Source organism: Citrobacter sp. Cf088 (assembly GCF_030334295.1).
GTDB classification, from domain to species: domain Bacteria; phylum Pseudomonadota; class Gammaproteobacteria; order Enterobacterales; family Enterobacteriaceae; genus Citrobacter; species Citrobacter freundii.
In genome coordinates this window covers 55475-80238 of the sequence record NZ_JAOWEE010000026.1, presented here as the reverse complement: position 1 = coordinate 80238, position 24764 = coordinate 55475, and the positions used below count along the sequence as shown (strand labels likewise).

The 24764-nt window shown below is 49.2% G+C and carries 33 protein-coding genes and 1 pseudogene; 20 read left to right on the top strand and 14 right to left on the bottom strand.

Going from position 1 to position 24764, the window contains the following annotated elements:
* The 14 genes and pseudogenes from OGV71_RS02035 to OGV71_RS01970 form a co-directional block, all read right to left on the bottom strand.
* A pseudogene (locus OGV71_RS02035) lies at positions 1 to 1133 on the bottom strand (tail fiber protein); the annotation flags it as partial.
* Positions 1130 to 1588: a phage tail protein gene (locus tag OGV71_RS02030; RefSeq protein WP_286532504.1), complete on the bottom strand. Its 459-nt coding sequence runs from the start codon at positions 1586 to 1588 to the stop codon at positions 1130 to 1132. The pseudogene OGV71_RS02035 and the gene OGV71_RS02030, both read right to left, overlap by 4 nt.
* A gap of 72 nt (positions 1589 to 1660) precedes the next feature.
* Entirely contained in the window at positions 1661 to 2506 is an 846-nt protein-coding gene (locus OGV71_RS02025; protein ID WP_071444833.1) for a hypothetical protein, read from the bottom strand.
* Positions 2503 to 3942, bottom strand: coding sequence for a baseplate J/gp47 family protein (locus OGV71_RS02020; protein ID WP_071444834.1), 1440 nt, complete (start codon positions 3940 to 3942; stop codon positions 2503 to 2505). Before OGV71_RS02020 ends, OGV71_RS02025 begins: the two co-directional genes overlap by 4 nt.
* Positions 3939 to 4319, bottom strand: a complete 381-nt coding sequence (locus OGV71_RS02015) for a hypothetical protein (protein WP_071444835.1) — start codon at positions 4317 to 4319, stop codon at positions 3939 to 3941. The genes OGV71_RS02020 and OGV71_RS02015 overlap by 4 nt, the downstream gene beginning before the upstream one ends.
* 4 nt (positions 4320 to 4323) lie before the next feature.
* Complete coding sequence (locus OGV71_RS02010) at positions 4324 to 8112, bottom strand: hypothetical protein (RefSeq protein ID WP_197385935.1); 3789 nt, start codon at positions 8110 to 8112, stop codon at positions 4324 to 4326.
* A 117-nt stretch (positions 8113 to 8229) separates the two neighbouring features.
* Positions 8230 to 9048 (bottom strand): hypothetical protein, encoded by an 819-nt coding sequence (locus OGV71_RS02005; protein ID WP_197385934.1) that lies wholly within the window; start codon positions 9046 to 9048, stop codon positions 8230 to 8232.
* 392 nt (positions 9049 to 9440) lie between these two features.
* On the bottom strand, positions 9441 to 10142 hold the full coding sequence (locus OGV71_RS02000) for a phage tail protein (protein ID WP_151237633.1): 702 nt from the start codon (positions 10140 to 10142) through the stop codon (positions 9441 to 9443).
* A gap of 54 nt (positions 10143 to 10196) precedes the next feature.
* Entirely contained in the window at positions 10197 to 10748 is a 552-nt protein-coding gene (locus tag OGV71_RS01995; RefSeq protein ID WP_197385933.1) for a hypothetical protein, read from the bottom strand.
* Between the two features lie 2 nt (positions 10749 to 10750).
* On the bottom strand, positions 10751 to 11242 hold the full coding sequence (locus OGV71_RS01990; RefSeq protein ID WP_197385932.1) for a baseplate protein: 492 nt from the start codon (positions 11240 to 11242) through the stop codon (positions 10751 to 10753).
* Positions 11243 to 11321: 79 nt separating this feature from the next.
* The gene (locus OGV71_RS01985; RefSeq protein ID WP_243457034.1) at positions 11322 to 11894 is read right to left on the bottom strand and encodes a hypothetical protein; all 573 of its coding nucleotides are present in this window, start codon (positions 11892 to 11894) and stop codon (positions 11322 to 11324) included.
* A gap of 70 nt (positions 11895 to 11964) precedes the next feature.
* Positions 11965 to 12675 carry a hypothetical protein gene (locus OGV71_RS01980; RefSeq protein ID WP_197385930.1) on the bottom strand — a complete coding sequence of 237 codons (711 nt, stop codon included), beginning with the start codon at positions 12673 to 12675 and terminating at the stop codon, positions 11965 to 11967.
* 10 nt (positions 12676 to 12685) lie between these two features.
* Positions 12686 to 14272 carry a phage tail protein gene (locus OGV71_RS01975; protein WP_197385929.1) on the bottom strand — a complete coding sequence of 529 codons (1587 nt, stop codon included), beginning with the start codon at positions 14270 to 14272 and terminating at the stop codon, positions 12686 to 12688.
* A 45-nt stretch (positions 14273 to 14317) separates the two neighbouring features.
* A complete protein-coding gene (locus tag OGV71_RS01970; RefSeq protein ID WP_071444844.1) occupies positions 14318 to 16069 on the bottom strand; it encodes a DUF8615 domain-containing protein in 1752 nt (583 codons plus the stop codon).
* A gap of 165 nt (positions 16070 to 16234) precedes the next feature.
* Between OGV71_RS01970 and OGV71_RS01965 the strand changes: the two genes are divergently transcribed.
* The 20 genes from OGV71_RS01965 (at position 16235) to OGV71_RS01870 (ending at position 24750) form a co-directional block, all read left to right on the top strand.
* A complete protein-coding gene (locus OGV71_RS01965) occupies positions 16235 to 16636 on the top strand; it encodes a hypothetical protein (RefSeq protein WP_071444845.1) in 402 nt (133 codons plus the stop codon).
* On the top strand, positions 16633 to 16824 hold the full coding sequence (locus OGV71_RS01960; RefSeq protein ID WP_071444846.1) for a hypothetical protein: 192 nt from the start codon (positions 16633 to 16635) through the stop codon (positions 16822 to 16824). The genes OGV71_RS01965 and OGV71_RS01960 overlap by 4 nt, the downstream gene beginning before the upstream one ends.
* A 46-nt stretch (positions 16825 to 16870) precedes the next feature.
* Complete coding sequence (locus OGV71_RS01955; protein WP_071444847.1) at positions 16871 to 17107, top strand: hypothetical protein; 237 nt, start codon at positions 16871 to 16873, stop codon at positions 17105 to 17107.
* Positions 17104 to 17505, top strand: coding sequence for a hypothetical protein (locus tag OGV71_RS01950; protein WP_240498901.1), 402 nt, complete (start codon positions 17104 to 17106; stop codon positions 17503 to 17505). Before OGV71_RS01955 ends, OGV71_RS01950 begins: the two co-directional genes overlap by 4 nt.
* Positions 17502 to 17714: a hypothetical protein gene (locus tag OGV71_RS01945; protein WP_071444848.1), complete on the top strand. Its 213-nt coding sequence runs from the start codon at positions 17502 to 17504 to the stop codon at positions 17712 to 17714. Before OGV71_RS01950 ends, OGV71_RS01945 begins: the two co-directional genes overlap by 4 nt.
* Positions 17707 to 17985: a hypothetical protein gene (locus OGV71_RS01940; RefSeq protein WP_071444849.1), complete on the top strand. Its 279-nt coding sequence runs from the start codon at positions 17707 to 17709 to the stop codon at positions 17983 to 17985. Before OGV71_RS01945 ends, OGV71_RS01940 begins: the two co-directional genes overlap by 8 nt.
* On the top strand, positions 17982 to 18617 hold the full coding sequence (locus OGV71_RS01935) for a hypothetical protein (protein WP_071444850.1): 636 nt from the start codon (positions 17982 to 17984) through the stop codon (positions 18615 to 18617). Before OGV71_RS01940 ends, OGV71_RS01935 begins: the two co-directional genes overlap by 4 nt.
* On the top strand, positions 18614 to 18967 hold the full coding sequence (locus OGV71_RS01930; RefSeq protein ID WP_071444851.1) for a hypothetical protein: 354 nt from the start codon (positions 18614 to 18616) through the stop codon (positions 18965 to 18967). Before OGV71_RS01935 ends, OGV71_RS01930 begins: the two co-directional genes overlap by 4 nt.
* Positions 18968 to 18978: 11 nt before the next feature.
* Entirely contained in the window at positions 18979 to 19572 is a 594-nt protein-coding gene (locus tag OGV71_RS01925; RefSeq protein WP_071444852.1) for a hypothetical protein, read from the top strand.
* Positions 19569 to 19835, top strand: coding sequence for a hypothetical protein (locus OGV71_RS01920; protein ID WP_286532499.1), 267 nt, complete (start codon positions 19569 to 19571; stop codon positions 19833 to 19835). Before OGV71_RS01925 ends, OGV71_RS01920 begins: the two co-directional genes overlap by 4 nt.
* Before the next feature lie 88 nt (positions 19836 to 19923).
* Positions 19924 to 20274: a hypothetical protein gene (locus OGV71_RS01915; RefSeq protein WP_286532496.1), complete on the top strand. Its 351-nt coding sequence runs from the start codon at positions 19924 to 19926 to the stop codon at positions 20272 to 20274.
* On the top strand, positions 20267 to 20539 hold the full coding sequence (locus OGV71_RS01910) for a hypothetical protein (protein ID WP_071444854.1): 273 nt from the start codon (positions 20267 to 20269) through the stop codon (positions 20537 to 20539). Before OGV71_RS01915 ends, OGV71_RS01910 begins: the two co-directional genes overlap by 8 nt.
* 55 nt (positions 20540 to 20594) lie before the next feature.
* Positions 20595 to 20939, top strand: coding sequence for a hypothetical protein (locus tag OGV71_RS01905; RefSeq protein ID WP_071444855.1), 345 nt, complete (start codon positions 20595 to 20597; stop codon positions 20937 to 20939).
* Positions 20932 to 21576 (top strand): ead/Ea22-like family protein, encoded by a 645-nt coding sequence (locus OGV71_RS25450; RefSeq protein WP_071444856.1) that lies wholly within the window; start codon positions 20932 to 20934, stop codon positions 21574 to 21576. Before OGV71_RS01905 ends, OGV71_RS25450 begins: the two co-directional genes overlap by 8 nt.
* Before the next feature lie 228 nt (positions 21577 to 21804).
* Positions 21805 to 22131 (top strand): hypothetical protein, encoded by a 327-nt coding sequence (locus OGV71_RS01895; RefSeq protein ID WP_071444858.1) that lies wholly within the window; start codon positions 21805 to 21807, stop codon positions 22129 to 22131.
* Positions 22128 to 22409 carry a hypothetical protein gene (locus OGV71_RS01890; protein ID WP_071444859.1) on the top strand — a complete coding sequence of 94 codons (282 nt, stop codon included), beginning with the start codon at positions 22128 to 22130 and terminating at the stop codon, positions 22407 to 22409. Before OGV71_RS01895 ends, OGV71_RS01890 begins: the two co-directional genes overlap by 4 nt.
* A complete protein-coding gene (locus tag OGV71_RS01885) occupies positions 22409 to 23164 on the top strand; it encodes a hypothetical protein (protein ID WP_197385928.1) in 756 nt (251 codons plus the stop codon). Before OGV71_RS01890 ends, OGV71_RS01885 begins: the two co-directional genes overlap by 1 nt.
* 225 nt (positions 23165 to 23389) lie before the next feature.
* Positions 23390 to 23671: an ASCH domain-containing protein gene (locus OGV71_RS01880; protein ID WP_197385927.1), complete on the top strand. Its 282-nt coding sequence runs from the start codon at positions 23390 to 23392 to the stop codon at positions 23669 to 23671.
* Positions 23664 to 24452 carry a hypothetical protein gene (locus OGV71_RS01875; protein WP_197385926.1) on the top strand — a complete coding sequence of 263 codons (789 nt, stop codon included), beginning with the start codon at positions 23664 to 23666 and terminating at the stop codon, positions 24450 to 24452. Before OGV71_RS01880 ends, OGV71_RS01875 begins: the two co-directional genes overlap by 8 nt.
* A gap of 1 nt (position 24453) precedes the next feature.
* Positions 24454 to 24750 carry a hypothetical protein gene (locus tag OGV71_RS01870; protein ID WP_197385925.1) on the top strand — a complete coding sequence of 99 codons (297 nt, stop codon included), beginning with the start codon at positions 24454 to 24456 and terminating at the stop codon, positions 24748 to 24750.
* The last annotated feature ends 14 nt before the right edge of the window (positions 24751 to 24764 follow it).

The window sequence follows — 24764 nt, the reverse complement described above, 5'->3', positions numbered from 1 at the left end:
ACTAAACCAAGGTATTCGAGAACCTTCGCTACAGACTCCTGACCAATCAGAACACGACCAACGGCAGTTAAATTTGCCAGCGCCATGCTATTGGGGCCGTTAAAGAATGCCAGTTTATTAGCTGCAGAATTGAGTCCTGAAAGAGATGTTAATACCTCATGTAAAGGCTGTTTCCCTGCCAGCTTATTGAGCATCGTCGTTGCAAAGTTGGGATCATTGCCTAATGCATCAGCCAACTCAGCCAGTGTATCCAGAGCTTCAGGAGATGAGCCAACTAATGCAGCGACCGCAGCCTGAACGAACTCAGTATTCGCAATCTGTTTGTTGCTGACACTTAATGGCGGAGTTGGTACGGTTGCAATCCCAGTCAGGGCTGGATCATGAAGCGGAGCCTTCAGCGCCAAGACAGCATTAAGTGTGTTGAAGAAATCAGGATCATTGTTAATGGCATCCGCAATTTTCTTCAACGTATCCAGACTCGCTGGCGCATTATCTACCAGTTCTTCAATCTGTTTTTCTGTTTCGTCACGAGCTGCTTTTACTGCTTTTTTTACCGCGTGAGATGATGCGCCAATATGATCGGCATCGCTGTCTATCTCGCTGCTTAACGTAATGCCAAGAGCCTTGTTTTGCCGGTGTGAAGAATCGATCATATCCAGCGTTAATTCTGTCGCATCAGCAGGTACCGTTACACGGCATATCTCCAGATGATTATCTGCCAACGGCACACTAATATTTGCAGTAAAAATCCGCGCTGCATGGATATCTGAACTATCGTCAACCTGACTGGTTTTGATACCGTACTGGTAATTAGCTTCCAGCATTACGCGTGTAACACCATTCGCTGGGATCGCCAGCGTCACATCTTCAATTTGTTGAACGGTTATCTGATGATTATTTACATCAACCGAGGCCACACCATGACCGCCAGGTCCCTGAAGTGATGTAATTTTAAGGTTCAGACCACCAGCAAGAGCAGGTTTAAATCCGCCATAAATACCAGGAGTAATGATCCCCTTCATCTTGCGGTTAAATGCAGAGGAAGCGTGGAAATCATAGTATTGAACATCTGCCAGAAGAGCATGCTTAACTGCAGAACTCAGGATGGCAATCTTGTTAACAGTCTCGCTCATCTTGAGTTTCCTTTCTGCTCAATCGTTAGCAAGATGTTGTATCTTTTCCCCTTATACAAACTGTCCTGCTGGGCGCAAAGCACAGCAAAGGTATTGCCCTGATCGTCGATTAGCGCAAGAGTATTAAAATCGAATACATCATTTTCCGGCAGAGCCGCTTCAGGCAGGACAATACTTACCGTTATGGTAGTGCCCTGCAAAGTGCAAATCAGTTCGCTCTCAGAAAATTTTCCGATTAGCTGCTCGTTGGTGAAATCAGCTGGAATTTCGGCAATGTCCCATCCACTGTCAGGATTTTTTGTTACCAGATCAGAGCGACCCCAGTAAGCTTTCGTTAGCTTAAAGCGGCTACCTATCCCGATCGCTGATTCCGCACGACGGGTGTAGTAATAATCAAGCAGTTTTGCCTTGTACTTCCCGCCGTCTGGCGAAGATAAATTGATGCTATCTGACATATGAAAACCCCGTCACTAGAACTATGACGGGATAATAATCAGTCTGTACTTTGTACCTGGCGCATAACTCCCCTACCCACGGTTGAGGATATGCAAATCGAGGGGCCAGGCGTCAACCGGCATAGTATCCAGTCGGAGATAAATAGGATCTTGCGAGCACGTTTGTGGCGTAATTTCACCAGCATCATAGCTTGCCTCCACATGCTGCAGCTCTATAGACTCGCGAAACGGCTGAAACAAAAATGCGCGGCTACTCCCGACCGTTGCAGAGGCATACTTCATTACCTCTTCTGCCTCTTCCAGCCAGAAATCAAGCCTGAGTGAAATACCGTCAAAAACAGTCTCCAATGGGAGTAAGGGGGCAACAATTCGGTCAACATCTTTTATCAGGCGTTTAATCAGTTTGTCCTGTTCTTCATAACCGTATATTTCATACAGCTTGTTCAGATCGACATTGATTGTGCCACGAGAAGTAAGAAAGAATTCCCCGTAGCTCTCCTGTGCTATTTTGACGCCGTTTTCGGTTGTAAAAAACGTACCGTATGGGAAGCGTTCCTGATCAAGTGGTGCATACAGAGGTTCCCAGTTTACCGGCAGATTGCCGAACTCACGCCAAAACGTCGAGACAATTGGACGATCCGTCCCTTTGAAATGGACCTCATCAAGACGCTGAGCCAACAAAATAGGCCTGCTTGCCTTATCGGTTTCCCCCATGACGAAAAATCGCCCGTATTCACTGATACGGGTATCCATATCTTCAGGGTGCATGGTGAAAAATGACTTACGATCGCTTAGCCGGGACAATAGCGGCTTTACCTGTTCCTCGTAAACAACCTGGACAGCATCAGCAAAATCAGGCCATAGCCCTGTTTTCTGCTTTTCTGGTATTAACTGTTTTTTCAACCAGTCTTTGATCATCGGATAACCCCCCCAGGCAGGCGGATATCAAATACAGAGTCTTTCGTGTTGAGGTAGATAAAGTCATTCAGGTTTTCAGAAGGCAGCATTCCGTTAACAACTATTTCGAACGTACTGAGTAACTTCATGTCATTGACGCACGCCCACATATCTTTCACTTTAACCTGCACAAACTGCACGTCGTTATCTTCTAACTCAGCTCCAAAGCTTGTGGAGTCATAGCCGAAACGAGCTTCCAGCGTGTCCCGTATCTCCTTGATCGCGTCGTTAATTACCACGTTCTTATTTGCGCTACCGGTCAGCGAAATAGTAAAGGGCTTCGGGTTAACCGGCACCCAGCGGAAATTTTTATTCAGATAATTCGGTACGCCTTTTAGAGCACTATAGATCAGCTCTGACAGGTGCTCTTGGCTTACTCCGGGCTTATGTCCACTGAAGAAAATCGTATTGATGTTGAGAAGGTCTTTTTTGCCTGTGGCTGCTTCTTGCTGCTGCTCACCCCACACCGCCAGCCAGCTCAAGCCGGGAACGTGTCGCCGGATAAAATAATTATAGTCCCCACCCCAAACGACTTGCTCATCAAACGGTACGTAATACTGCGCGCGATAGCGCGTATCCTCAGTAGATTCAAAGCCACTACCGCCGGTGATCGGAGTGGTTGTAACCACTTCCAGCATTTCTACCATTGACGCGATATTGCCTGCAGGCGTCAACTTTTGGCCCTGGGCCAGCGTTGTTTCCCCCTGACTACACCAGGCTTCGATCTCGACCCGGCTTCCGGCTGGAGGCATGGCGCCAGTCGAACCATTACCAAATCGGACCCCCAACTGCTCAGATGGCCTATACACCAGTACATAATGCTCACTTGTGGCGCGTGACAGCCTGAACATAGGATTGTACTTCCACTTCCTTCGCTCACCGTTCACCACGACAAACACGTCGATAGAGGCCGTTTCAGAGGTGATATCTTTAGGCAAAAGCAGTGTGTAAAACGCACTTTCTTTCTCAATATTCGCCTGAATGTGGACCAACTCCATTTGCTTGACACTACTGACTTCGACGGCTTCACCTGCAGGGATCGTAACAGCGTCTGAAAGAACATAGGGTAATTCCATTGATGACAGGAATTCTGAATAAATCGGCAACTGTAATTCTTGCTTAGTTTTATTCCTGATACTGACAGCACCAGCCGACGGCGTGATCAGTGGGCCGACGTATCCCCTATCTTCAGCTGCAGCGAGAATGCTTGAGCGCTTTGTTGCTGTAGAAATAAATCCCTCACCCAGCGCCCTTCTTGCATGGTTCTGCGCCATATAGATAACCTGAGCGCCAAAAATGCTCATCATCTGTATAAACTGGCTATTTGCAAAACGCGCCCACCATGGTTTGTCTTGCAGCAACCCATTAAATTTTTCCAATAACTCCTGAATGCTCAAGATGTTCTCCCATCGGTGTTTTTCATGCGGAAAGTTGTAGAGAATGTGCCGCTCGGCATCGCAAAGATGATTTCCAACATATCTACTGAAAGCGCCGCGCACCGCACCTGAAAAACTCTGAGTGAAGGCAAATCAATGCGCAGCTTCTTAATCAATGCGTTTTCTATGGCAACTTCCACAAAAACGCTTTTTTCCGATCCAAGCGGTTCATGTTTGAAATTCACTAACGGATTACCCCATGATGGCAATCCGTAAATACTGCCGATAGGTGTTCTAAGCCACTCATCCAGACGGGCCTGATCTGCCTTATCAGCCCCTTCCATCACGATCACACCACCAGCATCAACTCTCAGTAACCCGTCAATTTCATATATCACGAACTTAATCCTTCAATAGACCATCGAGCGCCGCATCTCTGATTGAGAATGATGCGGCTCTACGCGGTGCCGGTTGCGCGGTATGAACAACCTTTTCTGGCGCGCCATCTTTCTGTTTTGAAACGCCTAAAAGTTGTTCCAGCGTAGATCCCATACCTCTTAGCTCTTTCAGAATATCCACATCGTGATTTGCAGTGTCAGTGCTTAATGACGGACGAATTCCACTGCTCGCCAGGTCCTGAACGGTTGGCATAGACTTCGGAATAGACAGGCTTGACGATTGCTGTGGCACAAAGGCTGGCTGAGCAGTCTGGTCCTTCGTTAACAGAGAAGTTGAAGCGTCTGTAAGCGAACTCATGCCACTATCAAGCCAGGTACCTACCTTGTCGGTGACAGGAGCTATAGCACGCTGAATGGTTGGATCAGACATACCTGCAGCATTCAGCGCATCACCCACGATCTGATTACCACTAAAACCGCTGATAGTCTGATTTAGCGTGTCACTGACTGCCGGAAGGATAGATGCACCAACAGCTTTTAAACCGTCAACAGCGCCCCCCATCGCTTTCTCAAACATGCTTTCTTCTGGCACTGCAGCATCGCGCGCGGTTACTCTCGGAATGCCAGAAGTAGCGCCGGGAGCTGCGCCTGCAGCTGGACGCCCGGACGCCGATACAATGGTAGTTGCCTGCGTGTTTTGACGATTAGCGGCATCCCTGCCTCGGCGCGAAATTTCAGCTGCCGGTAGTGCAGCAACTTCAAGCGAGGATGGCATCGTTGCACCGGCGGGAAGTGATAGCCCAGCTGAAGGACGATTCTTTGCCATTCCCCTGACGTTATACTCCGTCATCTTCTCCTGCAGCGCGGCATCCAATTTACCAGGTGCCGCAATTACAGCACTGGCCCCCGTTGCAGCTGCAGATTTTGTCTTGTCCCATATACTGGCGGAACCTGACGCAGCCTTTTCAGCTATGGCTTTTGCGACTTCTTCGCTGGATTTAATGGCTGATTTAGGTTGCGATACGCCCTCTTCTGGTCGATTCTTTGCCATCCCTCGAACGCCGTGTTCATTCAGTTGTTCCTGAACAACTTTGTCCACTTTAGCCGGGATGTCGGCGACAGCTGCAGGTGTCGCGATTGGAGCAGACGCTGGTGACGGCGAGACAACGCCCTTTGGTGCGGTTGTTATTACTTTGCTGCCGGTGCTATAGAGGGAGTTTTCCGCTACGGGAGCCATGCCTTTGCTAACGCGGGCTTCATTGACTACTTTCAGAGACTCATTGCTAAATTTACCGCCAACCCATTTACCGTTTTCATGGGTGCCGATTGAGTCTTTAATGAACTGATCCGTAACCTGTGGATTACCGCCTTCGATCGTAGCAATACCACGGATTAACTGGGTCATTACATCCGGGTTAGTCATATCCAGCTGCTGTCCAGACTCCACGCCCATTTTTTTGGAAAGTGCGCTGATATAGTCCTTCGTGCTGTTTTCGCTCTCCGGCGCATAGACTTTGATAATGTCTTCTACGGAATTGAGTTTTTTACCGCCGGTTGCCTTCGACTTCCCATTTGAGTACAGGGTGAGCTGGTGCGCCAAAGCCCTGAATCCTTCCTCCGGCGTATTGAATTTAGCGAACCTCGCTTCACCTTTACTGTTTGGGTCTTCGAGCCTCGCACCCTCCTGCCCGACGTAGTTCAGGTTTCCAAAGTTGTTGTTGCGGAATGAACGAACTTTTGCGTTTTTCCCGCCGATATTCAGGTCTGCACCTATGTCATTGGTCTTAACTGACTCGTAATCTGAAACAGATTTACCTTCAGCACCAACGTTATCTTTGCCCCATTCGCCCCCCTGCATTTGGGTACCCAACCGGTTAATTGCATTAACAGTTTTATCGGTACCATCAGATACGGCTTTGGTTATTTCGTTGCCCTTATCCTCATAGGATGACGTCACTTTTGATATGGCATCGCCGACCGTCGCCATACCGGAATCAAGGCCTTTCGCAATGCTCTCAGTATCAAAGGTCAACGCATCGGCAACGCTGTCCATACCGAACATGCGCGCGCCGGAAGCGAGCAAGCCAGCACCACCAGATACCAGGCCCCCCATATTGAGTACGTTCGCGGCGGTAAACGCTGTCTTTTGTCGGGCGCTGACTTCTTTGCCTTCCGCGACGTTAAATGCTGCCCTCTGCCCTTCTTCATCCGTGGCCCCGTCATAGGCATCCCAGCCAATGCTAAGCGCGGTACCGAGAAGCGGGATCGCCTTCAATGCAGTCTTTGCGCCAAGCTTGCCGCCAGCTTTGAGCGCCCCTGTTTTGGCTGCAGCCTCGCCAGCCTCTTCTGCTATAGGCGCAACGACCTTAGCTGCAACAGGTTTCGTTGCCGCTTCGACTGCTTTGGTTGCCACTTTCTCAGATGCAGGTTTAGCTGCAGCTTCAACAGCTTTTGTCGTTACTTTCTCCGCTGCAGGTTTGGCAACCACATCCGTTGCGACTTTAGCCCCAGTAGCAACAAGAGCACCGCCTGCAGCAACACCACCAGCACCTTTCAGCACATTGGCGCTTGTCATTACGGCCTTCAGCTTACCTAAGCTGCCATTTCGGGGTTTGCGTACCTTTTTACGGGCTTTTTCAGGCAGGGATACGTCACCTCGTCCGATATGGCCTAACCGCCCTCTTCTCCCTTTCCGACCGAAGCGATCGCCGAACCATCCGCCTAACCCACCACCAGCTGCGCCTTTACCGCTGCGCTTAATTTCTTCCCTGATTTCGTCCAAGCCTTCAATGATTCGTTCATCATTGGCTGCAATAACCTGCGTTTGCTCTTGAGTAGCCTGAATCCCTTTTTCCTGAGCACCTTTGCTGAATGTTTCCGCTGAAGATTTACTACCCATTTTTGGTGGCGGTAATGGCTGGGTCACTACATCGGGATATTTCTTCGCTGGTGTAGGTTCACTCAGCTCTTTACCTTCTTTTTTGTCGCTTACCCATTGCTGCAGGGATACAACGTTATCGCTAACGCTCTTGCCGAGATCAAACATTCCCCGGCCCAACATCCACACAGGCCCACCAACGGCAGCACCACCTACCAGCTCCGCACCGTCAGCATTCAGCTTTGAATCCTTTTCACTGCTACCCTTGAGCATGCTGCCCAGCCGATTGAAAAAGCCACCCTGTAACTTTTCCTGTTCTTTAAGCCCTAACTTTTGCTGGCGAACTCGACTTGTCTCTTCAGCTTTGTCGCGGGAAACAAAGCGCCCGGACGCATCACGATTTGTCGAATTATTACTTTCTTCACTCGGTCTGGTTTCTCGTGCTTGTTGATGACGCCGTTCACTGGATGGTTTTGGCCCCCTTTCACGCGTCAGTTTCTGACCATTAGCCGTCAGAACATCCGCGTATGTTCGACGCTCACTCCCTTCTCTGGCTCCATTACCGGCCTTTTTAGTCCTTTCTATACGTACTTTTCCACCACCAGATTCCGATCCTTCGCTAAAGTCCCTTTCATAAGTTCTTTTTTGTTCTTTTTTGGCTGTTTGTGGGCTTTTTGTATCTGCTTTTTCGGCCTGTGGCGGTCTTGAATTTTTAGGGCCAGGGACATTTGTGCGTTGCTTCAGTCGGCGACTAACAACCAGAGCTGAACCGTTCGACTCTCCATCGACAGGTCCACGTTCATTTGCCGGGGCTAAGTTTTGTAACGCCTGGGAGATCTTAGCTAACTCTCCTAATTCGGCTTCGCTGGCTTTCTCGATGGCATCAATGATGCTTAACCGATCCTTTTTAACCATCTTTAAGACCTCTTGGGTTTGTACTTATCCTGCAGCGCTTTATTCATTTCCAGTGCTCTCCATTCCGGCAGTCGCTCCACGTCGCTTACCGGCTGATAGCCGTAAAGCGTGAGGTTGTTAATAACGGTTAACCAGCCACTCAGATTTAAAGTTTGGAATGAATGAGCTATTCCGAAAGGGAACCAGCAATCGAGTTGCCTTGCCCTCCTTACCCTCTGCTTCACAGCTATGCGGAGGGAGAACAAGGGACACAACACCGCGCTCAATGCTCACGTCTAAGCCATGCCGTAGCTCACGTTGCATTAAGTGAATTTTGGCAACTAACGGTACAAATTCGGTATCTGTAGCCATGGTTGCGATCAAGTCATAACGGCGATTTGCTGCAGCTTCGTAATCATCCGGGTCGTCATCAAGAGCCGTATTCAGGGCAATTTCAGCCAGACGCATTCGACGCTCAGCATTTTTGTATTCAGGGTCGGTTTCTTCAGGAAGCATGAAGCGGAGTTTTTCAAGCATACAAATCCCCCGACCATCCAACGGCTTTAATGTCCATTCAGTCGGAACACCCTGAACCGGTACCGTTACGCGCCGTTCTGGAACCTCTGTCAGCAATTCTGCATTTTCAGAAAGCTCTCTCAGGTCGAAGTCATAGAAATGAGTTTCTCCGCAGTGCTGGCAGTTGTAGGGGTACGTGGTGACTGTATCCGTGCGGGAATTGATATAAATCCACCAAAGGGCAGTACGACGATCCTGCGCCGTCCAGAGGGCGCTATCGTTAACCTCCCCAGCTTGCATGGCGTTGAGGTATTTCGTTGTCGTGGCTTCCTCTTGGTCCGGCAGGCTATCGCTATACAACATAGCGTCATCCACCGTTGGCATGCGGAAGTGGATCTCTGTTCTTGGTTGGGATGGTAATGGGAAATCAGGAATTTTCATGTTTGCCCCAGCAATGAAGTGATGCTGAGTAGGATAGGCAGTCTGTGTTTTATTTCGTTGCGCGCGCAGAGAGTATGACAATCATATCATGTGACCGTCATATGTAATGACCATCATAAAACATGATAATAAGAGCATGTTAGAAACACATGCCAATACTGAGTGACGACATGAAACCGTGACAATACGACAATACGACAATACGACAATACGATAGTGTGATGATATGACAGTATGAGTATATGAGTATATGAGTATATGAGTATATGAGCCAATTTATTGAGGTAGAGCAACCGTGTCCACGCGACTGTTTATGACAATCACATAGGATGAATATATGACAATCATTGAATAACAAATAATGACTGTCACATAGTATGAAGATATGACAATTAAAAGTTTAAACCGCCACTAACTTTACCCGCCAGCCCAGAGATTGCGCTACCCGCAAGCCCACTCAACCCCTTGTTAATAGACGAACCTTTAACAAATGATAGCGGGTATGACATGAACTCTGTTACCTGGTCTCGCGACCAAGTGACTTCTCCCAGCGTGGTAGGGATCATTGCAGCTTCTTCAGCCAGTGTGCGCTGACCGTCCTGAGATACCCGATAGAGTCGAACATTCATAAGATAGGAAGGGGGGAGGTTGATGGTGCCGTCATTATTGATAACCTTTGCACGGCGCTGATCGAACCATTTATACAGATCACCATTCTCGTTATCACGAACGGTCATCGTAAGGTTTCCCGCCGTTCGGTGAGTTGGCTTGTTAAATTCAATCCCCCCGATAATTTTCGACTCAGTTTCGATGTTGCCAAAACCAAACGTGACATCTTTGGCATACATGTCTATTCCGGGCATCCCATCAGCTTCAACCGTCCATTGCCAGCCCTGCGCATAACGAATACGCATTGCGGCCTGCAGGATTGATTTAGCGGTCGATAGTTCCGCAGGCATGCCACCGAACGAAACCGACCTTCCGCTGGTGATCGATGTGGCCCGGTCAAGAATGTTGGAAATAAGATTACTGCCGATAGATTTAGCACTGGCACCACCAGTGATGTTATTCGCCAGCCCATCAAAAAAACCCATAATCACCTCGTGAGCTGGTGGAGTGCTGCAAACTATGCAGCACAGATCCACGCGTTACAGTATGGTTGCGCCAGGGATAATCGCTCTGTTCGCCGACATTTGCAGCTCCAGCTCTTGCTTGCGCTGCTGCAGAGTAATTTCATCAGGGTATCCACTGGTATCCAATTTCCCGGCGATGGCTACAATGCGGAGTCTCTCCGTGTTTTTTATCGCAATAAGCGCCTCCAGATAGTCTTCCAGGCTCCCGATAATGTCAGCCGGTATAACCCATTTTTCGAAATCACGATCTCTCAGGTTGAGTAAATACGCCATTGTCAGTGGATAACGTTCGCAACCATCCAAATCCAGTTTGATCGAGTCAGGGTAGGGGTCGGCATACACCAGGCCACCGCGACTATCTGTGACATGGATTAATGCCAGGTAATCTTCTGGCAGCTTCAGGCTGACGCCTTCCTGCTTGCTTATCTGAACTCGGCCTATTACGCCAGCCTTATCCTGATAAGACGTTAACGCTTGACGTAACAGGGTTTTAAGCAATGTCTCATCATCCGCGAGAAGCGGCTGAAAGCGCTTTTTAACGCCTTCCAGCATATCGACTGGCGTCATAATTATTCAGCCCAGTTGTAAACGATACGCAGGGTAGGGCGCACAACAGTAGTCACGTCTTCTGAACCGAAATCAATGGCGTCACTGTAGACCTTACAATGCAGCAATTTGCGAGTAATACCGCCATCTGAACCACTGTTAGATTCTGCAGCTGCCTGCAGCTCGATATCGACATACTCTTTGCCATATACCATTTGACGCACGGCTTTAAACACATCGCCTTTGATAGTTTCTGCACACGTCACCTGAATTTCGCCAGAGTTACGAACAGGCCCATGTTGGTTTATTTTCATGCCACTCGGCGCGAAATCTTCTACGTCTTCACGGGTCATTTCAGGAATTTGGGCTGTACGAATAAGAATAGACAAATTGTCATAACCCTTGATGCGCATCCAGAACTCAGAGCCAACCAGTTTTTCACCGGCGGCAAGGCTCTGATTAAGGCGTTTTTTGAGAAAGCCCATATCGGCTTTGGTGTTGGAAAATCCAGACATAAATACCCCTCAGTTGAAACAGTGGCAGTGCCAAAATTGCACTGGGGGTAGGATAAGTAGTCTGTGATTTACGAAAGGATCAGATAAACATGTAGGGAATGTCAGACTGATTTTGTACAGCCATACCAGAGCACTGCAGTGTAACGGTATTATGCGTATAGTAGCCTTGGGCAGTTTTCGGAACATCGAGTTGATAGCTGACGTTCTGAATCACAACATCCATCAGTTTCAGTCTGCGACCGATATCCAGAATAACAGGGGTGGGTCGGCGTCCTGTAGCAGCCATTGCTGCCAACTCCGGCGACTCCATCTGCAGCAAGGTGGAAATAGCATCATTTACCTCTACCTTCGCATCCATTGTAGCCATCAGATCAATGACAAGGTTAAATGTCGGTGGTGTCTGGCCTTCCCATATCAGCAGGCTATTGAAAGTCGATTTGGTTGTCTGGTCTGACATAGCCTGCGCGGTTGAGGCCACTTTACCGGCTGCAGAACTCACAGCCCCTGCCATCCCCCCTAAGCTGTCATTACCGAACGGTGATTCCCACATAGATTGCAGTTCAGCACTGCTACCCTGGCCTATATAGCCCACAACCATATGCGTTTCTGACGTAATAAAGACTTTCAGGAAGGGGCTTACGCCATCTGGCATTATCGCACCACAAATCATTGTGAAGGCTCCCTAAAAAAGCCACCAGCATATTGCTGGTGGCTCAGGCTCATTACATTCCGCGTTTCTGGCGGAGCTTCATGGATTTACGACGATGTAGTTTTGCCGTGGAGGTTTGCGCTTTACGACGTGCTTTTTTCAGGGCCGCTTTTTGTTTGGAGGTTCGACGCAGTTTACGGATGCGTTTACGGATCAGTTTTACTTTTCCGTCGCGAACAACCTTAATTTTCGGCGCTTCAAACATAGCGTCATCGTCATCACCGGCGATAGTGTATTGAGAAATAGCTTCATCGCTGTCATCAATGTCATTAATTGCATCGTAGACAGCAGCTGCGGCGTCATCATCCTCATCGTCGATCATACTGGTGACGTCTTCCTGGTCTGCGCCAAGTGCAATGGCGGCGTATGCCAGATCAGACAGAGCATCGTTGTAAGCATCAACCTGTTCGTCGGTATAGTCGGCGTTGTCATCTTCCAGATCGGGCAGGTCAGCCAGGGAAATAGCCAACGCACTGAAATCCAGCCAGGTAGGTTCACCGTCGCTAGCCCATTCCACCAGCATAGAAGCAGCCACACTACGACGGTCTTCATTGTAGCGGCGCTCTACCGCTTCCATCATGGCCATTTCTTTATCGCCATCTTTTTTAACCCGCTTGTTCTTATCAGTATTGTTTTCAAGCATGGCTTGTTCTTCGGCGGTTGTATCCATGGAAAAACCGGCCTGAAGCAGTAGGCTATGGTTCATATTACGTTTATTCAGCATCTCTTTTTCCTTAGCGCAAGAGCATCGGTTTACCGACAATTCGACGTGACGAACCCGTCGGGCAAACAGCCCATTCCAGTTCCCACAGATCAATGTCTTTTTGAGTCAGTGACAGGGTGAAAGGAGAGTCGCCCTGGCTTGTATCGCGAGGTTTTACCAGTGCTTCAGCGGCAACAAATCGCTCAAGCAAATCTGTCATACCCGACGTCAATACAGTTGCCGTAACGCCATCAGGCTCATGTTTTGCAGTCTCAGCAACCTGGTAGAAACCACGCGCAATCGCGTTCATCAATGAGCTAATAGGCTGCAGGCGCAGGTAGTTGTTTTTGGTGATAGTCGTCAGGTAATCGTCAATATAAAGATCACCGGCTTCATTCATCGCAACCGTGTTGATTCGGGCTTTAACGAACTCTTCGAGATCAATCTCATCCAGATTAGGGATAGGTTTGATGTTCTGACGGCTAATGATGCCCCGCGAAGTCCCAGCTGGGGCGTAATGCCATCCACCAACATCAGGGACCAGCGCAACGCCTTTTGCCTTAGCAATAAATGCCTCACAGGAGATTCCGAATACGACATTTGCGCCAGTGAATACATCGCGGCAGGAATACGGGAAATAATAGCGGCATGATTGATGAAATCCACCGAGGCCATGTGATTTAGCTTCAGCGATAGCTAACGTGGCTGTTTGTGCGCCCTGCAGGTCATAGAACATATCAACCCGGATATCCTGGGCAAATTTATCCAGATCCGCAATCACCGTCGGGTCGTAGCAACCGAGAGAGAGGACTGCAGTAAAGCTAAACATCGATTTTTTCAGGACCGTCAGCGCTTTTTGATAATCAGCAGCCTTAATCTTCGAAAAATCACCATCGCTACCGCCAGCAAACGGTATTGCTTTAACTGGCGTCAATTCACCCTGAAGCTGAGAGATAGCTTCATGTGCATCATCCGCCACCAGCGCACGTAATCGCGTAGAACCATTTTCCAGGGCCGTAGCCATGAATGCCGGAGTACCCATGTCGGTAATACCTTCAGGATCAAAGGATACTTGGTGCGATTCCAGAATAGTGACGGTACCTGCAGCATCAGTTTCCTGCAGCTCCAGAATGAATAAGCCTTCGGAAGTCTCATCCTCATGTAAGTTAATTGCACGAGAGGTAGAGGCATCACCATCATCAATGTAAATCAGCGCGTGAGCGCCATCAGGCAGGGCAGGGAGCGCCCCAACATTCATGGTGGAGGCTGTCGTGGTGAACGCTTTTGTTTCCGCATTTAGCGTAAGGGCCAGCGTCGGGATTTTCATGTCTGGTGCGCACACGCGAACGACATAACCATCACCGCCTTTTGTCGCACGTTCGACGTGACGCAATGGCTCAAACATAGCGCCCTGACGCGGATGAATAGCCGCACCAAGCACCGACTGATAGTTATTTGCAGTAACGCGTAATACAACGCCAGGCTTGCCACGGCGGGAAATAACTAACCCAGCGAAAACAGAAGCACCGCCTGACGTATTGGTGTTGGTCGCATCGGCATTAACCGGCATGATCGCGATACCGGACGCCTGACCAACTGCAAAAGGAATTTGTTTCATGTTCAGAATCCTGTTAGCGGCACCCGTTCAGATGCCGCTTTGCAATTATTTGGCGGATTTAGCGTCAGCTACTTCCGGCGCTTCAGGCTCAGTCGGTTGACCTGCTTCGATTTTCTTGCCGTTCAGCATGTTGTACGAACCAACTTTGGTGTTGGTCAGCTGCAGCTTGCAGAAATACGCTTCGCCTTTACGCGGATGGATCTCGTTAAGCGCAGATCCCCACATAGTTGTGCGGTTCACCAAAGAAGGGTTCGTTTCGTGGATGTAAGGAATGGCAGGTACGGCATCACCGGTGATAAGACCAGCTTCACCAATGCTGTTACCGCGACCGTAGAAAATCACTTCATTTGAATTAAAGTTGTAGCCATCTTTTACAAACTGATCACAAACAGCGGTCGGGACTTCAAAGATACGGATGTAGCCAAACAACGTACCGATGTACTGGACGTGAGGGCTTTCAACGTAGTTCGGGTCCTGGGAGAAATACTGCGGCGGGAGAGACTTAATAAAGTTCGCAGCCTCACCACCAGCAAAACCGCCACGAATGCCGGATTTACGGGTTTTATTGACCATCGCCGTGCTCATTTCATTCACGCGATGGCGAAGCAGGCCAACCCAGGATTCGTATTGCTGAGCTTCCGGCAGCGCTACGTCAAACTCGTATTTTTCGATACAGAAAAACGCCATCAGGCGCAGACGCATCATGTCCTGCTCATGGGAGAGCCAGTTACGCATTGCAGTAAACTGGATCGACTGCATGTTGAGGCCAAATTCACGACTGGCATCAGATGCAGACATGACAGTGTGCTCAGAGGCAACAACATACTGAGATGGGCTAACCTGCCATTCACGCATGGACTGGTTAATCACAGGAATAAGCTCAGGCGCTTTTTCGATGTTGATTTCCAGCTGAATGGCTAATTCAGTACCCACTGCAGGTGCTTCAGTGAAGGTAACAGCGACGGTACCTTTGTCATAAGCAACTTTACAGGTGGCGGAGAATGCCGTCCCGTTAGCATCTTTATCGTTGAAATACAGGTTGCCGTCGCCGTCATCAGCTTTAGATTGACGGCGGTTAATGATCAGCTTCGTGCGACCAGCGCGGATAGCCATATCTTTCCCTTCAACTGCTTTAATTCCAAAGTTGAAGGTTTTCTTCGCGCCATCCGGCTGAAGTTCTGCGGGGAAGATGTAGTAACGCTTGAGTTGAGAATACATACCGGCGGCTTGCATGTGCAGCTCGTCACCGACCTTGAATGAGCCGAACTCCGTCCCTGCAACGTTCAGCAGTTCGTAAATATTGGCTTTATCGCGATCGCACGGTACGAAAGTACATGCGTCAGACGTTGCCGCACCCAAAGATACCGGCAGGATAAGCGCTACAAACTGGGCCAGGCGTAAAACACCATCAGAGGTACGCATATCAGCTGCAGCTGATTCAAACATCGCGCGACCAACGCCTTCATGTTTGTCAGATGCGGCTTCCAACATCAGGTTTTCACAGCAGTATTGCGCGTTTGCCAGCAGGTCTGGTGATGGTAAATCACCGGTACGTTGCTGGTGCTCGATCATCGCCGACGTCCACGCGCTCGCGACACGCTTCACAAAGCGCGGGTCAACACCTTCAAACATCGGATCACGCAATGCCGCATCCAGTGAAGCCTGAGCCAGCTCGTTCGGATCGGTAATGGTGACGCCATTCTTTTTCTGAATATCAACGGTGAATGCTGCGACACGCGCGGCGCGTTGGTTGATTTCATCCATTCGCGCGCGGGCAGGCGAAATATCTTTGCTCACAATTTAGCCCTTATCTTAGGGCGCGGCTGCGAGAGTTACTTTTGACGCGTAGAGATTATGCGGTTTGTACTTTGTTAACCCACCCGAAAAATTACCATAGATTTGATTTATTTTATTTAGATTTACATGTATCTTTACCCTGAAATTATCCAACAGGGAATTGCCGTGGCTTACGAGATTTTTTTTTCATACGAAAGTGGGGCGACCAGCCATAACTACCAGACGGATTCACGTCGTCTTATTGATGCCCGGTTGCATGAACTTCTGACAGAGGAAGAGGAAACGCGGCAGTTAGCGGATCGCATCATCCTTAAACGTGCCGGGAAGATAATTCTCGACATGCCCACCAGCGCCAATAACAAAGAAATCATCAAAGCGGTTTGCTATCCCCGCGTGGGCGCGCCAAGAAAGATTGATACCCCCGTATCCAAGACATTCTACCTACCGAAAAAAGCCGTCGATTTTCTTGAGGAACGCGGCAAAGGCTCCGCATCAAAAGGACTAAAGCAGATCCTGATTGAAACCGGCGGAGAGGAAATGAGTCAGGTCTTCAGGCCTAAAAAATGAGACTGGTCCGGGCGCTGTTTGTTGGCCTGGCGTTTCTCTGCTGGGGGTTGGTGATAGCCCTGGCATGGGGGGCAGAGTGGGGAACAGAAACAGCGGGAAAAATAGCCATGGCATCGAGCCTGTTAGCGCTGGTGTATGGCAGTAGCAGTTACCGAAAAAGTGGACGTAGAAAACAGAAGAGATCGTAACAACGACGTGCTTCATAGCCACAAATTTGCATAAGGAAGAAACAGAATGAACGCCGGAGAAATACAGAGATCGTTACCTAAATGCCCAGCTTGCGGCAACACCCCTGAATTTGCGCTGAAAGAGGATCAGTTTGGTTTGAATAGAGGCGGTATTAAATGCCCATACGACCATTACCGCGCGCATCTCGACAGCCCAATTGGTAGCCGAGAAAAAGCGATAAAAAAACTGGCCCCTATGTGGACTGAAATGGTGCGGAAAATTAAAGAAGGGGAAGCGGAATGAGCAAGCCAACATACGCAGAACTGAAGGCTAAATGCGAGCAACTGGAAGATTTTAACCGGGAAGCAAGCGCTCTGATCGCCACTCTCCAAAGCAATTTATCCAGAGCAACTCTCAACGGGCAAACGCGTACTGCAGCTGTCCTTGATGTTCTCTTAGAGCGCCAGCGCCAGCAAACGGACGAAGGGTATAGCACTCAGCAGGACGATACTTATATCTGCGGGGAACTGGCTGCTGCAGCTATCTGCTACATCGAACCTATGGAGGCGGCTAACTACTGGCCTGCTGATTGGCATGATGACAGTTTTAAACCATCGGATTATCGCCGTAACCTGGTGAAAGCTATAGCTCTCCTGATCGCTGAAGTTGAACGTTTCGATCGCCAGGAGGCAGCACTATGAGCCAGCCTAAAACCCATACCGGAAAAGTCGTTACCAAAGACGGAGATAAGCGTATCAAGTTGCGTGAAACAGCAACAACCTGGTGCGCTGGCCCAAGAGAGACATACGACAAGTTTACTGGGCGTCGTATCGGCGCGCCGAACACAAAGCGTCGGCTGAAGCTTGACACCATCCGTCCTATTGAGAGCAAGGGAGCTGAAAATGTTTAAGAAGGTTTTCAGCGGTGCCGGTGATTTCCAGGCATGGAACGAATGCAAGAACTGGCTAGATAAGCACGGTTACAGCTACGGCTCAACGTCCTGCCGCGCGACAGGTGTGGGAGTTCTTAAAGGGGATTACTGCATTGCAAAAATGCACAACCTGACTAAGCAGGAGATCCAGGAGCTTGACGGGATCGTCGATGGTAACTTTCGCAACGGCCCCGTCGTGTTAAAGCTAAAAGTAGCGCCGGAAGGTATTAGCCCGGAGGCCGCGCTATGAGCGATCGTTTTTACATGGCCTGTCTTCGCGATACCGTCGGTAGCAATATGTCCTTTCATTGCGCTAATGGGAAGGGTTACAGCACCAATATCGACTCAGCGCATGTATACACACTGCATTCAGCACAATCAGCATGGGATCGCGGCAGGGATATTGACCTGCCTGTATCTGCAGACTGCATTGACGCCCTGACAGTATGGCATGTTGACCACCAGCATATCCCCGGCAAAACAACGCTGGTGGACGGCTGTCACGCCTACGTCGCATTCGTTAAAGGCGAGTGGGACGGCAATGACGTGTACTGGCTGGCAGACGGCTCATTACCAACGACTGATTTTAGCAAAGCTGCTATCTACACGAATGCCCGGGAAGACAGCGAAGGTCTAGTGTGGTTGCCGTTCTCCGTCGCAGATGCCGCAAAGCGCCGCACGTTCAACATCAATCTTCTTAACCGCCGCAAGATGACTCAGGGAGCCGGATTGCGCGTACCGGCGCACCTGAAGCGCAAGAGTAAGCGCCAGGACACAGGCAAAACTCGCTGGAATTGCCCGTTTTGTGGACGTATTAGCTGGCAGCTGAACCCCTATGACTTTGAAGGCTGCAAAAACTACACCTGCGAGGGATCGCGATGAGCACCAGCAACCTAAACGAAGAAACCAAAAAATACCTTCAAAAACAGTTAATCAAGCTGGGTGACATGATTGGTGACGGCCTTGCCGATGAGCCAGGCGGAAAATGGATTCGCAAAGAATACAACCAGACACTTAAAGCGCTGGGTATGGCCCCGCCACGCAAAAAGCGCCGTTCTAAATCGCCTCAACTGCTCGATGAAATCAATCGTCTCATGGCTATACGGATAACTGAGGTTGCATGCCCTCAGTGCAAAAAATACAGCCTCAAACAGTCCCGCTCAGGCTCAATGTCTGCACGGTGTGAGACATGCAATACCGGCTTTAAATTGCTCAGAATGCAAACGAAATAAGGACTAATACCATGACGGAAAAGCAGATATTAAAAGCATTCCATATTCAGGGTGATGAATACGGCATTGTCCGGTTTGCCACCAGCAATGTTGTGGCACGACGCGAAGGCGCTCAAGAGCTGGAAGAAGAGTTTAGCGGCATATCGTGCAAGCGCATGCCCGGAGCAGACAAATATGCAGAGCTGGGGAAAGTGCCAGGCCACGCACTGGTTGAAGAGTTTGGCTGGTGGCAAGAATGCGCATATTGCCAGTGTCACGTTGATAACGAAACTGAGGGTCGTGTGTGGGATGGCGATACCGCTTACTGTGATGCTGAGTGCCAGGCGCGCTGGATGAATTACCTCATTGATGCTGAAACGGAGCGTCAGCGCATAAAGGCGGCAGAGTTGGAGGCCATTGAAAAAGCGATCGCTAAGTTTCCCGGTATTACCGACGTCATTGCTCACCAAAACTTCAAAAAAGAGATCGTCGTTTATTTCCGTTTCCCTGGTGGAACGGAAAGAGCTTCATGGCCCCTCGGAGCCGACAGTGTAGGTGTAGGTCATGGTGATTCTGAGCCGTTAAAAGCTTACCTGCAGTCAATTCGTAAGGACGCAACACAATGAAACTGAAACAGCGCGACACGTTGAGCCAATTTGTTCGGGATGTTTGTAACCATCAAATGACCATCCTGAAAGACGACGGCGTTTATCGTCACATCCGTTTCCAACAACCGGGAACCACCTGCTATTACTTCGATCTCATTACCTGGCCTGGCTATCTGACTATTTGCGGCGATATGGGGACCTGGACGTTTTCCCGTACCCACGACATGTTTGATTTTTTTTGCGCGCAATACGCTGGAGATCAACACGTATTATTGGTCTGAAAAACTTGAGGCTGGTGCCGGTTGTTCTGCTCGTGAGCTGATAGCTAAGTCATATGATCATGACGAATTTTGCTCATCCTTGAAGGAATTGCTAAGCACATATTTTGAAGACGACGAAAACGAGCCAGACGTTGATTGGAACGACGAAGACGACGAACCAGACAGTGACAAATCCCGTATTCGTGAAATCGTTCGCGAGCTGTGCCGTGAGGATTTCAATAACGATGTGTTGGCATATAACGCCGTTTATGAAGCTGACTGGCCTGGCTGTGTAGATACATGGGAATTGTGCGCTGACATTTCCTATAAGACGTATACCAGCCATTTCCGCTGGATTCTATTCGCTATTGTTTGGGGCATTAGCCGGTACCGCGCTGCGCCAATGATCGAAAAGTCGATGACCACATTCCTCGCCACCAGGGAGGTTTATCGTGGCTAAAGTTGCCGAACAGCTAATCGCCAGCATTAAGGGAGCCAGAAGCCTGGACGAACTGTTTTCCATGCTTACCCCTGCAAATCCTATCAAAAACCCGTACCGCGAGTGTGTAAAGCGTATCTCCGCCATTCAGGAAGAATACGGTCCAAATACTGACGCATGGCCTACAGAAATCCAGACGGAATATGAGTTCCTTTGCAGCGAACGTGATCGCCACGAAGCGGAAGAGGAAGACCAATTTCAGTTTGAGGCAAAGAAACGTTTATGAGTCGCAAAGCGGCTCAAATCTCACAAAGAAATGTTACTCCACAAGGAGGTATTCAATGAAGAAGTCACTGAACGCACGTTGCATCCGTCGCTGGATCGTCGAATTTAAAGGCCGCTGCGACTCGAAACATAGCCCGTATTGGCGCAAGCGTGATCTGCGCGGTTACATCCGGGAATGCGCCCTGACAACTGCCGACTGCATGGTTGAGCGTATGGCTGAGGACAACGCTCTGGTTGATTTTCAAGGTAATGGTCGCGGCTGGTCGCCGGAGTTCTCTGCCTGGTACCACGAACGCCGAGAACAGTATCTCAAAGAGGCGCGCGACTATCTAAACGAAGACGCCACCAATGACGAGATCGACGAGGAAATCCAGAACGAGCTGGAGGCCTGGAATGACTGATAAACAGGCTCAGGCGATTATTTCAGATATCAGGCTGAAGCGCGGCTCTGGTGACGTTTACGCGCCAATTATTCGCTGGGATGAATTTGAGGTGATTACTGGCGCTCTGGAGGACGCAGAGAAGCGTATTGAAGAGGGCATTTGCCGAGCTAATCGTGAGCATCATCGCGGCTTCATGATGGCCTGCAACCACCTGAAAGAGCATGCAAACGTCCATTATGCTGACGCCGCCGAGATGGAAATTGCAGCATTACGCCAGCGCATAGCAGAACTGGAGCGTTACCGAGCCGCATTTACAGAGCAGAACGATAAAACGGAGTGGGTACAGCACGATAAACGTTTTGCCGTTGTGCGCCCACTGGGTAAGCACAGGGCAGATGTTCTCAGGGAATATATCGAACACCTGGAGGCGCGGGAATTCAAAGTTGAAATGCCAGAGTCATTCTATCCAGACGGCGATATTGATGCGCCGCTGGCAGTTGATGAGTTGGAGGTTATCGCCGCTATTGTGGAGGCGGGCGGAAAGCCAGTCGCATTTTGTAAGCGCTGTGACCGTGAGATAGACCTGACACACAGGCCGGACGGCTCACATTATTGCCACGCTCCAGACGCTGGCATTGTCGTGAAGGGGGATTGATATGGCAATTACATCAGGATACTCAATTGATGCTTATTGCGACTGCGAACAATGCGTAACCAATATTGACCCCGTTGGGCGTTGGTGTCGTCAAGAAATGACCAGCGCAGCCGGAGAGACTTACGCAGAATGTGCCGCGCTGATACGTAGCTATGGCTGGAAACTAAGCCGAAACAAGATGCATGCGCTGGCTCCTGGACATAAGAAACCAAAATCATGGGGTAAATCATGACAACTAACAAACAGGAATTAGACGACGCACTGGACTTTGACCTTTTCGAAGGTGATTTCGGTACGCCATGCGATACCGAACTATCGAACAAAATTGTTACCTCTCGCGGTGAATACAAATGCCACATTTGCGCTGGCGAAATTTTGAAGGGTGAAAACCATCGTAGTACGACGTGGAAATTCGACGGCGAACTCATGTCATATCGGTGTTGCAACGAGTGCTGTATGGCAATGGTTAAAAGCGTCAATTGTGAATACGAAGAAGAAGACCCGATAGAAGCGCGTTACGCGCTGGGCCATCAACGCAGAGGATGGGCAGCATGACCACATTCACCAAAGAGCAGTTAATTGAACAGGCGCGAAAAAATATTGAAGTGCTGAAGGGGGCCGTAACCCGATTACCAGGCAACTCTGAGATTGCAAGAATTCATCTTCGCCTGGCTGAAATCACACTGACAGCTCTAACAGCCGAGCCACTTATGTGGGTTAACGAAGATTCACTACCGGTAAACTATCCATATGACGAGCTTTTCCCGTTCTCAAAAGTGAATATTGTGCGCATGTTTCCGGTGTATGGGCCTCAACTGCAGGAGGATAAATAATGGAACTACAGCCAATTACGCCGGATAGCTTGGACGATGAAGCCCTAACGGATCTGATAGAGATACGCAAAAGTGGCGTAGATCACCACGCCAGCGAGGGGAATAAAGTTCAACATGCCATTCAGTCCCTTACGCTCATTGCGCTGGTGGAGCTGCAGCAACGTCGCGATGCTGATAGCTCTGATCCTATTTACCAATGGCGTGAGCGTTATGAAGAGGGGAGCCTTTGGGATGACTGCACCAAAGCACAGTACGACGGATTCGCTAAAAAGACGGATTGTGAAGTACGCATTCTCTACACCGCACCGCCAGCGCCGGTAGTGAATGATGAACTCTATAAACTGGCAAATCACGTAGCCAGCAGTAAAAACGGATTACCGGAAGAGTGGCAGGATTGGGCTGAAGAACTGGAGAGCGAAATCCGCCGCGCCGCCATGCTTCAGGGCAAAGTTGATGATGAAGTAGGCTCATGGAACAACCACAAGAACACGCCTACCGCCAAATCTGTAAGCGAGACTGACAAGGTGCCTACAGTCTCGTTCTACCGTGATGGTATCGAAGCAGCTGCTAATTGGGTAGACCAGCAACGCGAATCCTACGACAACGAGCACGGACGCCAGGATAACGACACTGGTTCATTTGAGTTTGGCAACGACGCGCAGCGTGAGTTTTCATACACGCTAGCAGAGATAGCCGAGGGCATCCGGGCGCTGAACCTATACGCAGGTATACCGCCAGCGCCGGAGGTTAATTAATGAACTCAACCTATTTAGTAATGCTGGTGGTTTATATATTGGGGTTTAGATGGATGTATTTCTATTCGTTAAAGCGCGATGAGGAATGCGGCCTCGAAAGGAATCCAAAAGAAGCACTATTACTCGCTGTAATTTGGTTTATACCTACACCAATCGTAATAATCTGGATCTTAGTTGAAAAAATTATTCACTTGGTACGTGCTACATATAACCGGAATAAAAAGAATGGCTGATCTCCACCTAGCGGTGAAAGGCGAATATTTTGACGCTATGAAGCGTGGAGAAAAACCCAAAGAGTACCGTTTGTGTAATGACTATTGGACTAAACGGCTGGTAGGCCGCTCATATGACCGCCTGATTATTACCAAGGGCTATCCACGCAAAGACGACGCGGATCGGCGCATAGTTGTTCCGTATGACGGCTATGACATAGAGACAATAACTCACCCTCACTTTGGTGCCGATCCGGTGAAGGTGTTTGCAATTAAGGTGAATATCAATGCCTAACTCAGACTTATACCCGTTACCACCGCATCTTTATCGGGACCTGGTAAACGCACTATTTGATACAGCAATTAAATACCAGAATACACAGCAACTGAGAGCAAAATTAAGCCGCACATTACTAAATAGTGGAGTGGTACCTTGCGGCTCAGATAATTTATGGATGCCGTTATACACCGCAACTGAACTTAACGAGGCAAAGCAGAGCAATACAGCCATGGTCAATTTTGAATGGTCTAATTCACAGCTGGTAGCTTGCTGTAGCTATAGCAGTCGCCTTTCAGGTATCAATTTTTCTCTTTTCCGCGTATCTGGAGAAATGAACGAAAGACGCTTTATTGCGGTTGATATTGGTGAGCATCTGACCGAAGAAGAGGTACTGTCCCGAATAAAACAAAATGTCTGGCATGTTGTTATTGTTGAAGAGGGGCTGGGCAGACATTTAGCTGAGGCACTGGAGAGGTCAGGAGTGAAACCGCAGCGCGTATCTATGGCAAGACCAGAAGCCGAAGGGTTGCGTTCGACGCATTATTTTAATCCATGGGCCTACGTCAACATGGCTGCAGGGGAGGCGTTACTGCAGCGCCGTCTTTGCCTTAGACACGTACCTGAGATCGAAAATGTCGGAACCAAAATATTCCGACGATTGAACGAGAATGGACAATGGCAAGTCACTTCACGCAAGGATATCGAGGCATCAGATTACGCTAAAGACACCTGGGCCAGTTTGTGCCTTGCTTTTCTGGCGGAGCCTCAGAAAGAAGGTTGTAGGGAGGATAAATAAGATGAGTAAGCGCGAAGAATTGCTGGCACGTCATGCGCACCGGCTGCAGCAAATGCTGGTGGGCCACCAGCAGGAAATTACCGACCTGATCGCTTCGCAACAGCTGGAGTTGGCGGAGTTGATGATTCATGAGGATGATCCGCAGCGCGCGCTCGATGTACTGAATATTGTCAAAGCACCGCTACAGTATGAGGTGACGAACGGCAACCCTCAACTGGCTGATACACAGGACGCAAAATGCCTTGTACACATCATTGATCGCACCATGGAGCACATTACCAAGAAATATCGCATGTAACCGGAATTGACACC

Excerpts from the sequence above, each read along its gene's own strand:
- OGV71_RS02030 (WP_286532504.1), bottom strand. The coding sequence starts at position 1,588 with ATGTCAGATAGCATCAATTTATCTTCGCCAGACGGCGGGAAGTACAAG.
- OGV71_RS02025 (WP_071444833.1), bottom strand. The coding sequence starts at position 2,506 with ATGATCAAAGACTGGTTGAAAAAACAGTTAATACCAGAAAAGCAGAAA.
- OGV71_RS02010 (WP_197385935.1), bottom strand. The coding sequence starts at position 8,112 with ATGGTTAAAAAGGATCGGTTAAGCATCATTGATGCCATCGAGAAAGCC.
- OGV71_RS02005 (WP_197385934.1), bottom strand. The coding sequence starts at position 9,048 with ATGAAAATTCCTGATTTCCCATTACCATCCCAACCAAGAACAGAGATC.
- OGV71_RS02000 (WP_151237633.1), bottom strand. The coding sequence starts at position 10,142 with ATGGGTTTTTTTGATGGGCTGGCGAATAACATCACTGGTGGTGCCAGT.
- OGV71_RS01995 (WP_197385933.1), bottom strand. The coding sequence starts at position 10,748 with ATGACGCCAGTCGATATGCTGGAAGGCGTTAAAAAGCGCTTTCAGCCG.
- OGV71_RS01990 (WP_197385932.1), bottom strand. The coding sequence starts at position 11,242 with ATGTCTGGATTTTCCAACACCAAAGCCGATATGGGCTTTCTCAAAAAA.
- OGV71_RS01985 (WP_243457034.1), bottom strand. The coding sequence starts at position 11,894 with ATGCCAGATGGCGTAAGCCCCTTCCTGAAAGTCTTTATTACGTCAGAA.
- OGV71_RS01980 (WP_197385930.1), bottom strand. The coding sequence starts at position 12,675 with ATGCTGAATAAACGTAATATGAACCATAGCCTACTGCTTCAGGCCGGT.
- OGV71_RS01975 (WP_197385929.1), bottom strand. The coding sequence starts at position 14,272 with ATGAAACAAATTCCTTTTGCAGTTGGTCAGGCGTCCGGTATCGCGATC.
- OGV71_RS01960 (WP_071444846.1), top strand. The coding sequence starts at position 16,633 with ATGAGACTGGTCCGGGCGCTGTTTGTTGGCCTGGCGTTTCTCTGCTGG.
- OGV71_RS01955 (WP_071444847.1), top strand. The coding sequence starts at position 16,871 with ATGAACGCCGGAGAAATACAGAGATCGTTACCTAAATGCCCAGCTTGC.
- OGV71_RS01950 (WP_240498901.1), top strand. The coding sequence starts at position 17,104 with ATGAGCAAGCCAACATACGCAGAACTGAAGGCTAAATGCGAGCAACTG.
- OGV71_RS01945 (WP_071444848.1), top strand. The coding sequence starts at position 17,502 with ATGAGCCAGCCTAAAACCCATACCGGAAAAGTCGTTACCAAAGACGGA.
- OGV71_RS01940 (WP_071444849.1), top strand. The coding sequence starts at position 17,707 with ATGTTTAAGAAGGTTTTCAGCGGTGCCGGTGATTTCCAGGCATGGAAC.
- OGV71_RS01935 (WP_071444850.1), top strand. The coding sequence starts at position 17,982 with ATGAGCGATCGTTTTTACATGGCCTGTCTTCGCGATACCGTCGGTAGC.
- OGV71_RS01930 (WP_071444851.1), top strand. The coding sequence starts at position 18,614 with ATGAGCACCAGCAACCTAAACGAAGAAACCAAAAAATACCTTCAAAAA.
- OGV71_RS01925 (WP_071444852.1), top strand. The coding sequence starts at position 18,979 with ATGACGGAAAAGCAGATATTAAAAGCATTCCATATTCAGGGTGATGAA.
- OGV71_RS01920 (WP_286532499.1), top strand. The coding sequence starts at position 19,569 with ATGAAACTGAAACAGCGCGACACGTTGAGCCAATTTGTTCGGGATGTT.
- OGV71_RS01905 (WP_071444855.1), top strand. The coding sequence starts at position 20,595 with ATGAAGAAGTCACTGAACGCACGTTGCATCCGTCGCTGGATCGTCGAA.
- OGV71_RS25450 (WP_071444856.1), top strand. The coding sequence starts at position 20,932 with ATGACTGATAAACAGGCTCAGGCGATTATTTCAGATATCAGGCTGAAG.
- OGV71_RS01895 (WP_071444858.1), top strand. The coding sequence starts at position 21,805 with ATGACAACTAACAAACAGGAATTAGACGACGCACTGGACTTTGACCTT.
- OGV71_RS01890 (WP_071444859.1), top strand. The coding sequence starts at position 22,128 with ATGACCACATTCACCAAAGAGCAGTTAATTGAACAGGCGCGAAAAAAT.
- OGV71_RS01885 (WP_197385928.1), top strand. The coding sequence starts at position 22,409 with ATGGAACTACAGCCAATTACGCCGGATAGCTTGGACGATGAAGCCCTA.
- OGV71_RS01880 (WP_197385927.1), top strand. The coding sequence starts at position 23,390 with ATGGCTGATCTCCACCTAGCGGTGAAAGGCGAATATTTTGACGCTATG.
- OGV71_RS01875 (WP_197385926.1), top strand. The coding sequence starts at position 23,664 with ATGCCTAACTCAGACTTATACCCGTTACCACCGCATCTTTATCGGGAC.
- OGV71_RS01870 (WP_197385925.1), top strand. The coding sequence starts at position 24,454 with ATGAGTAAGCGCGAAGAATTGCTGGCACGTCATGCGCACCGGCTGCAG.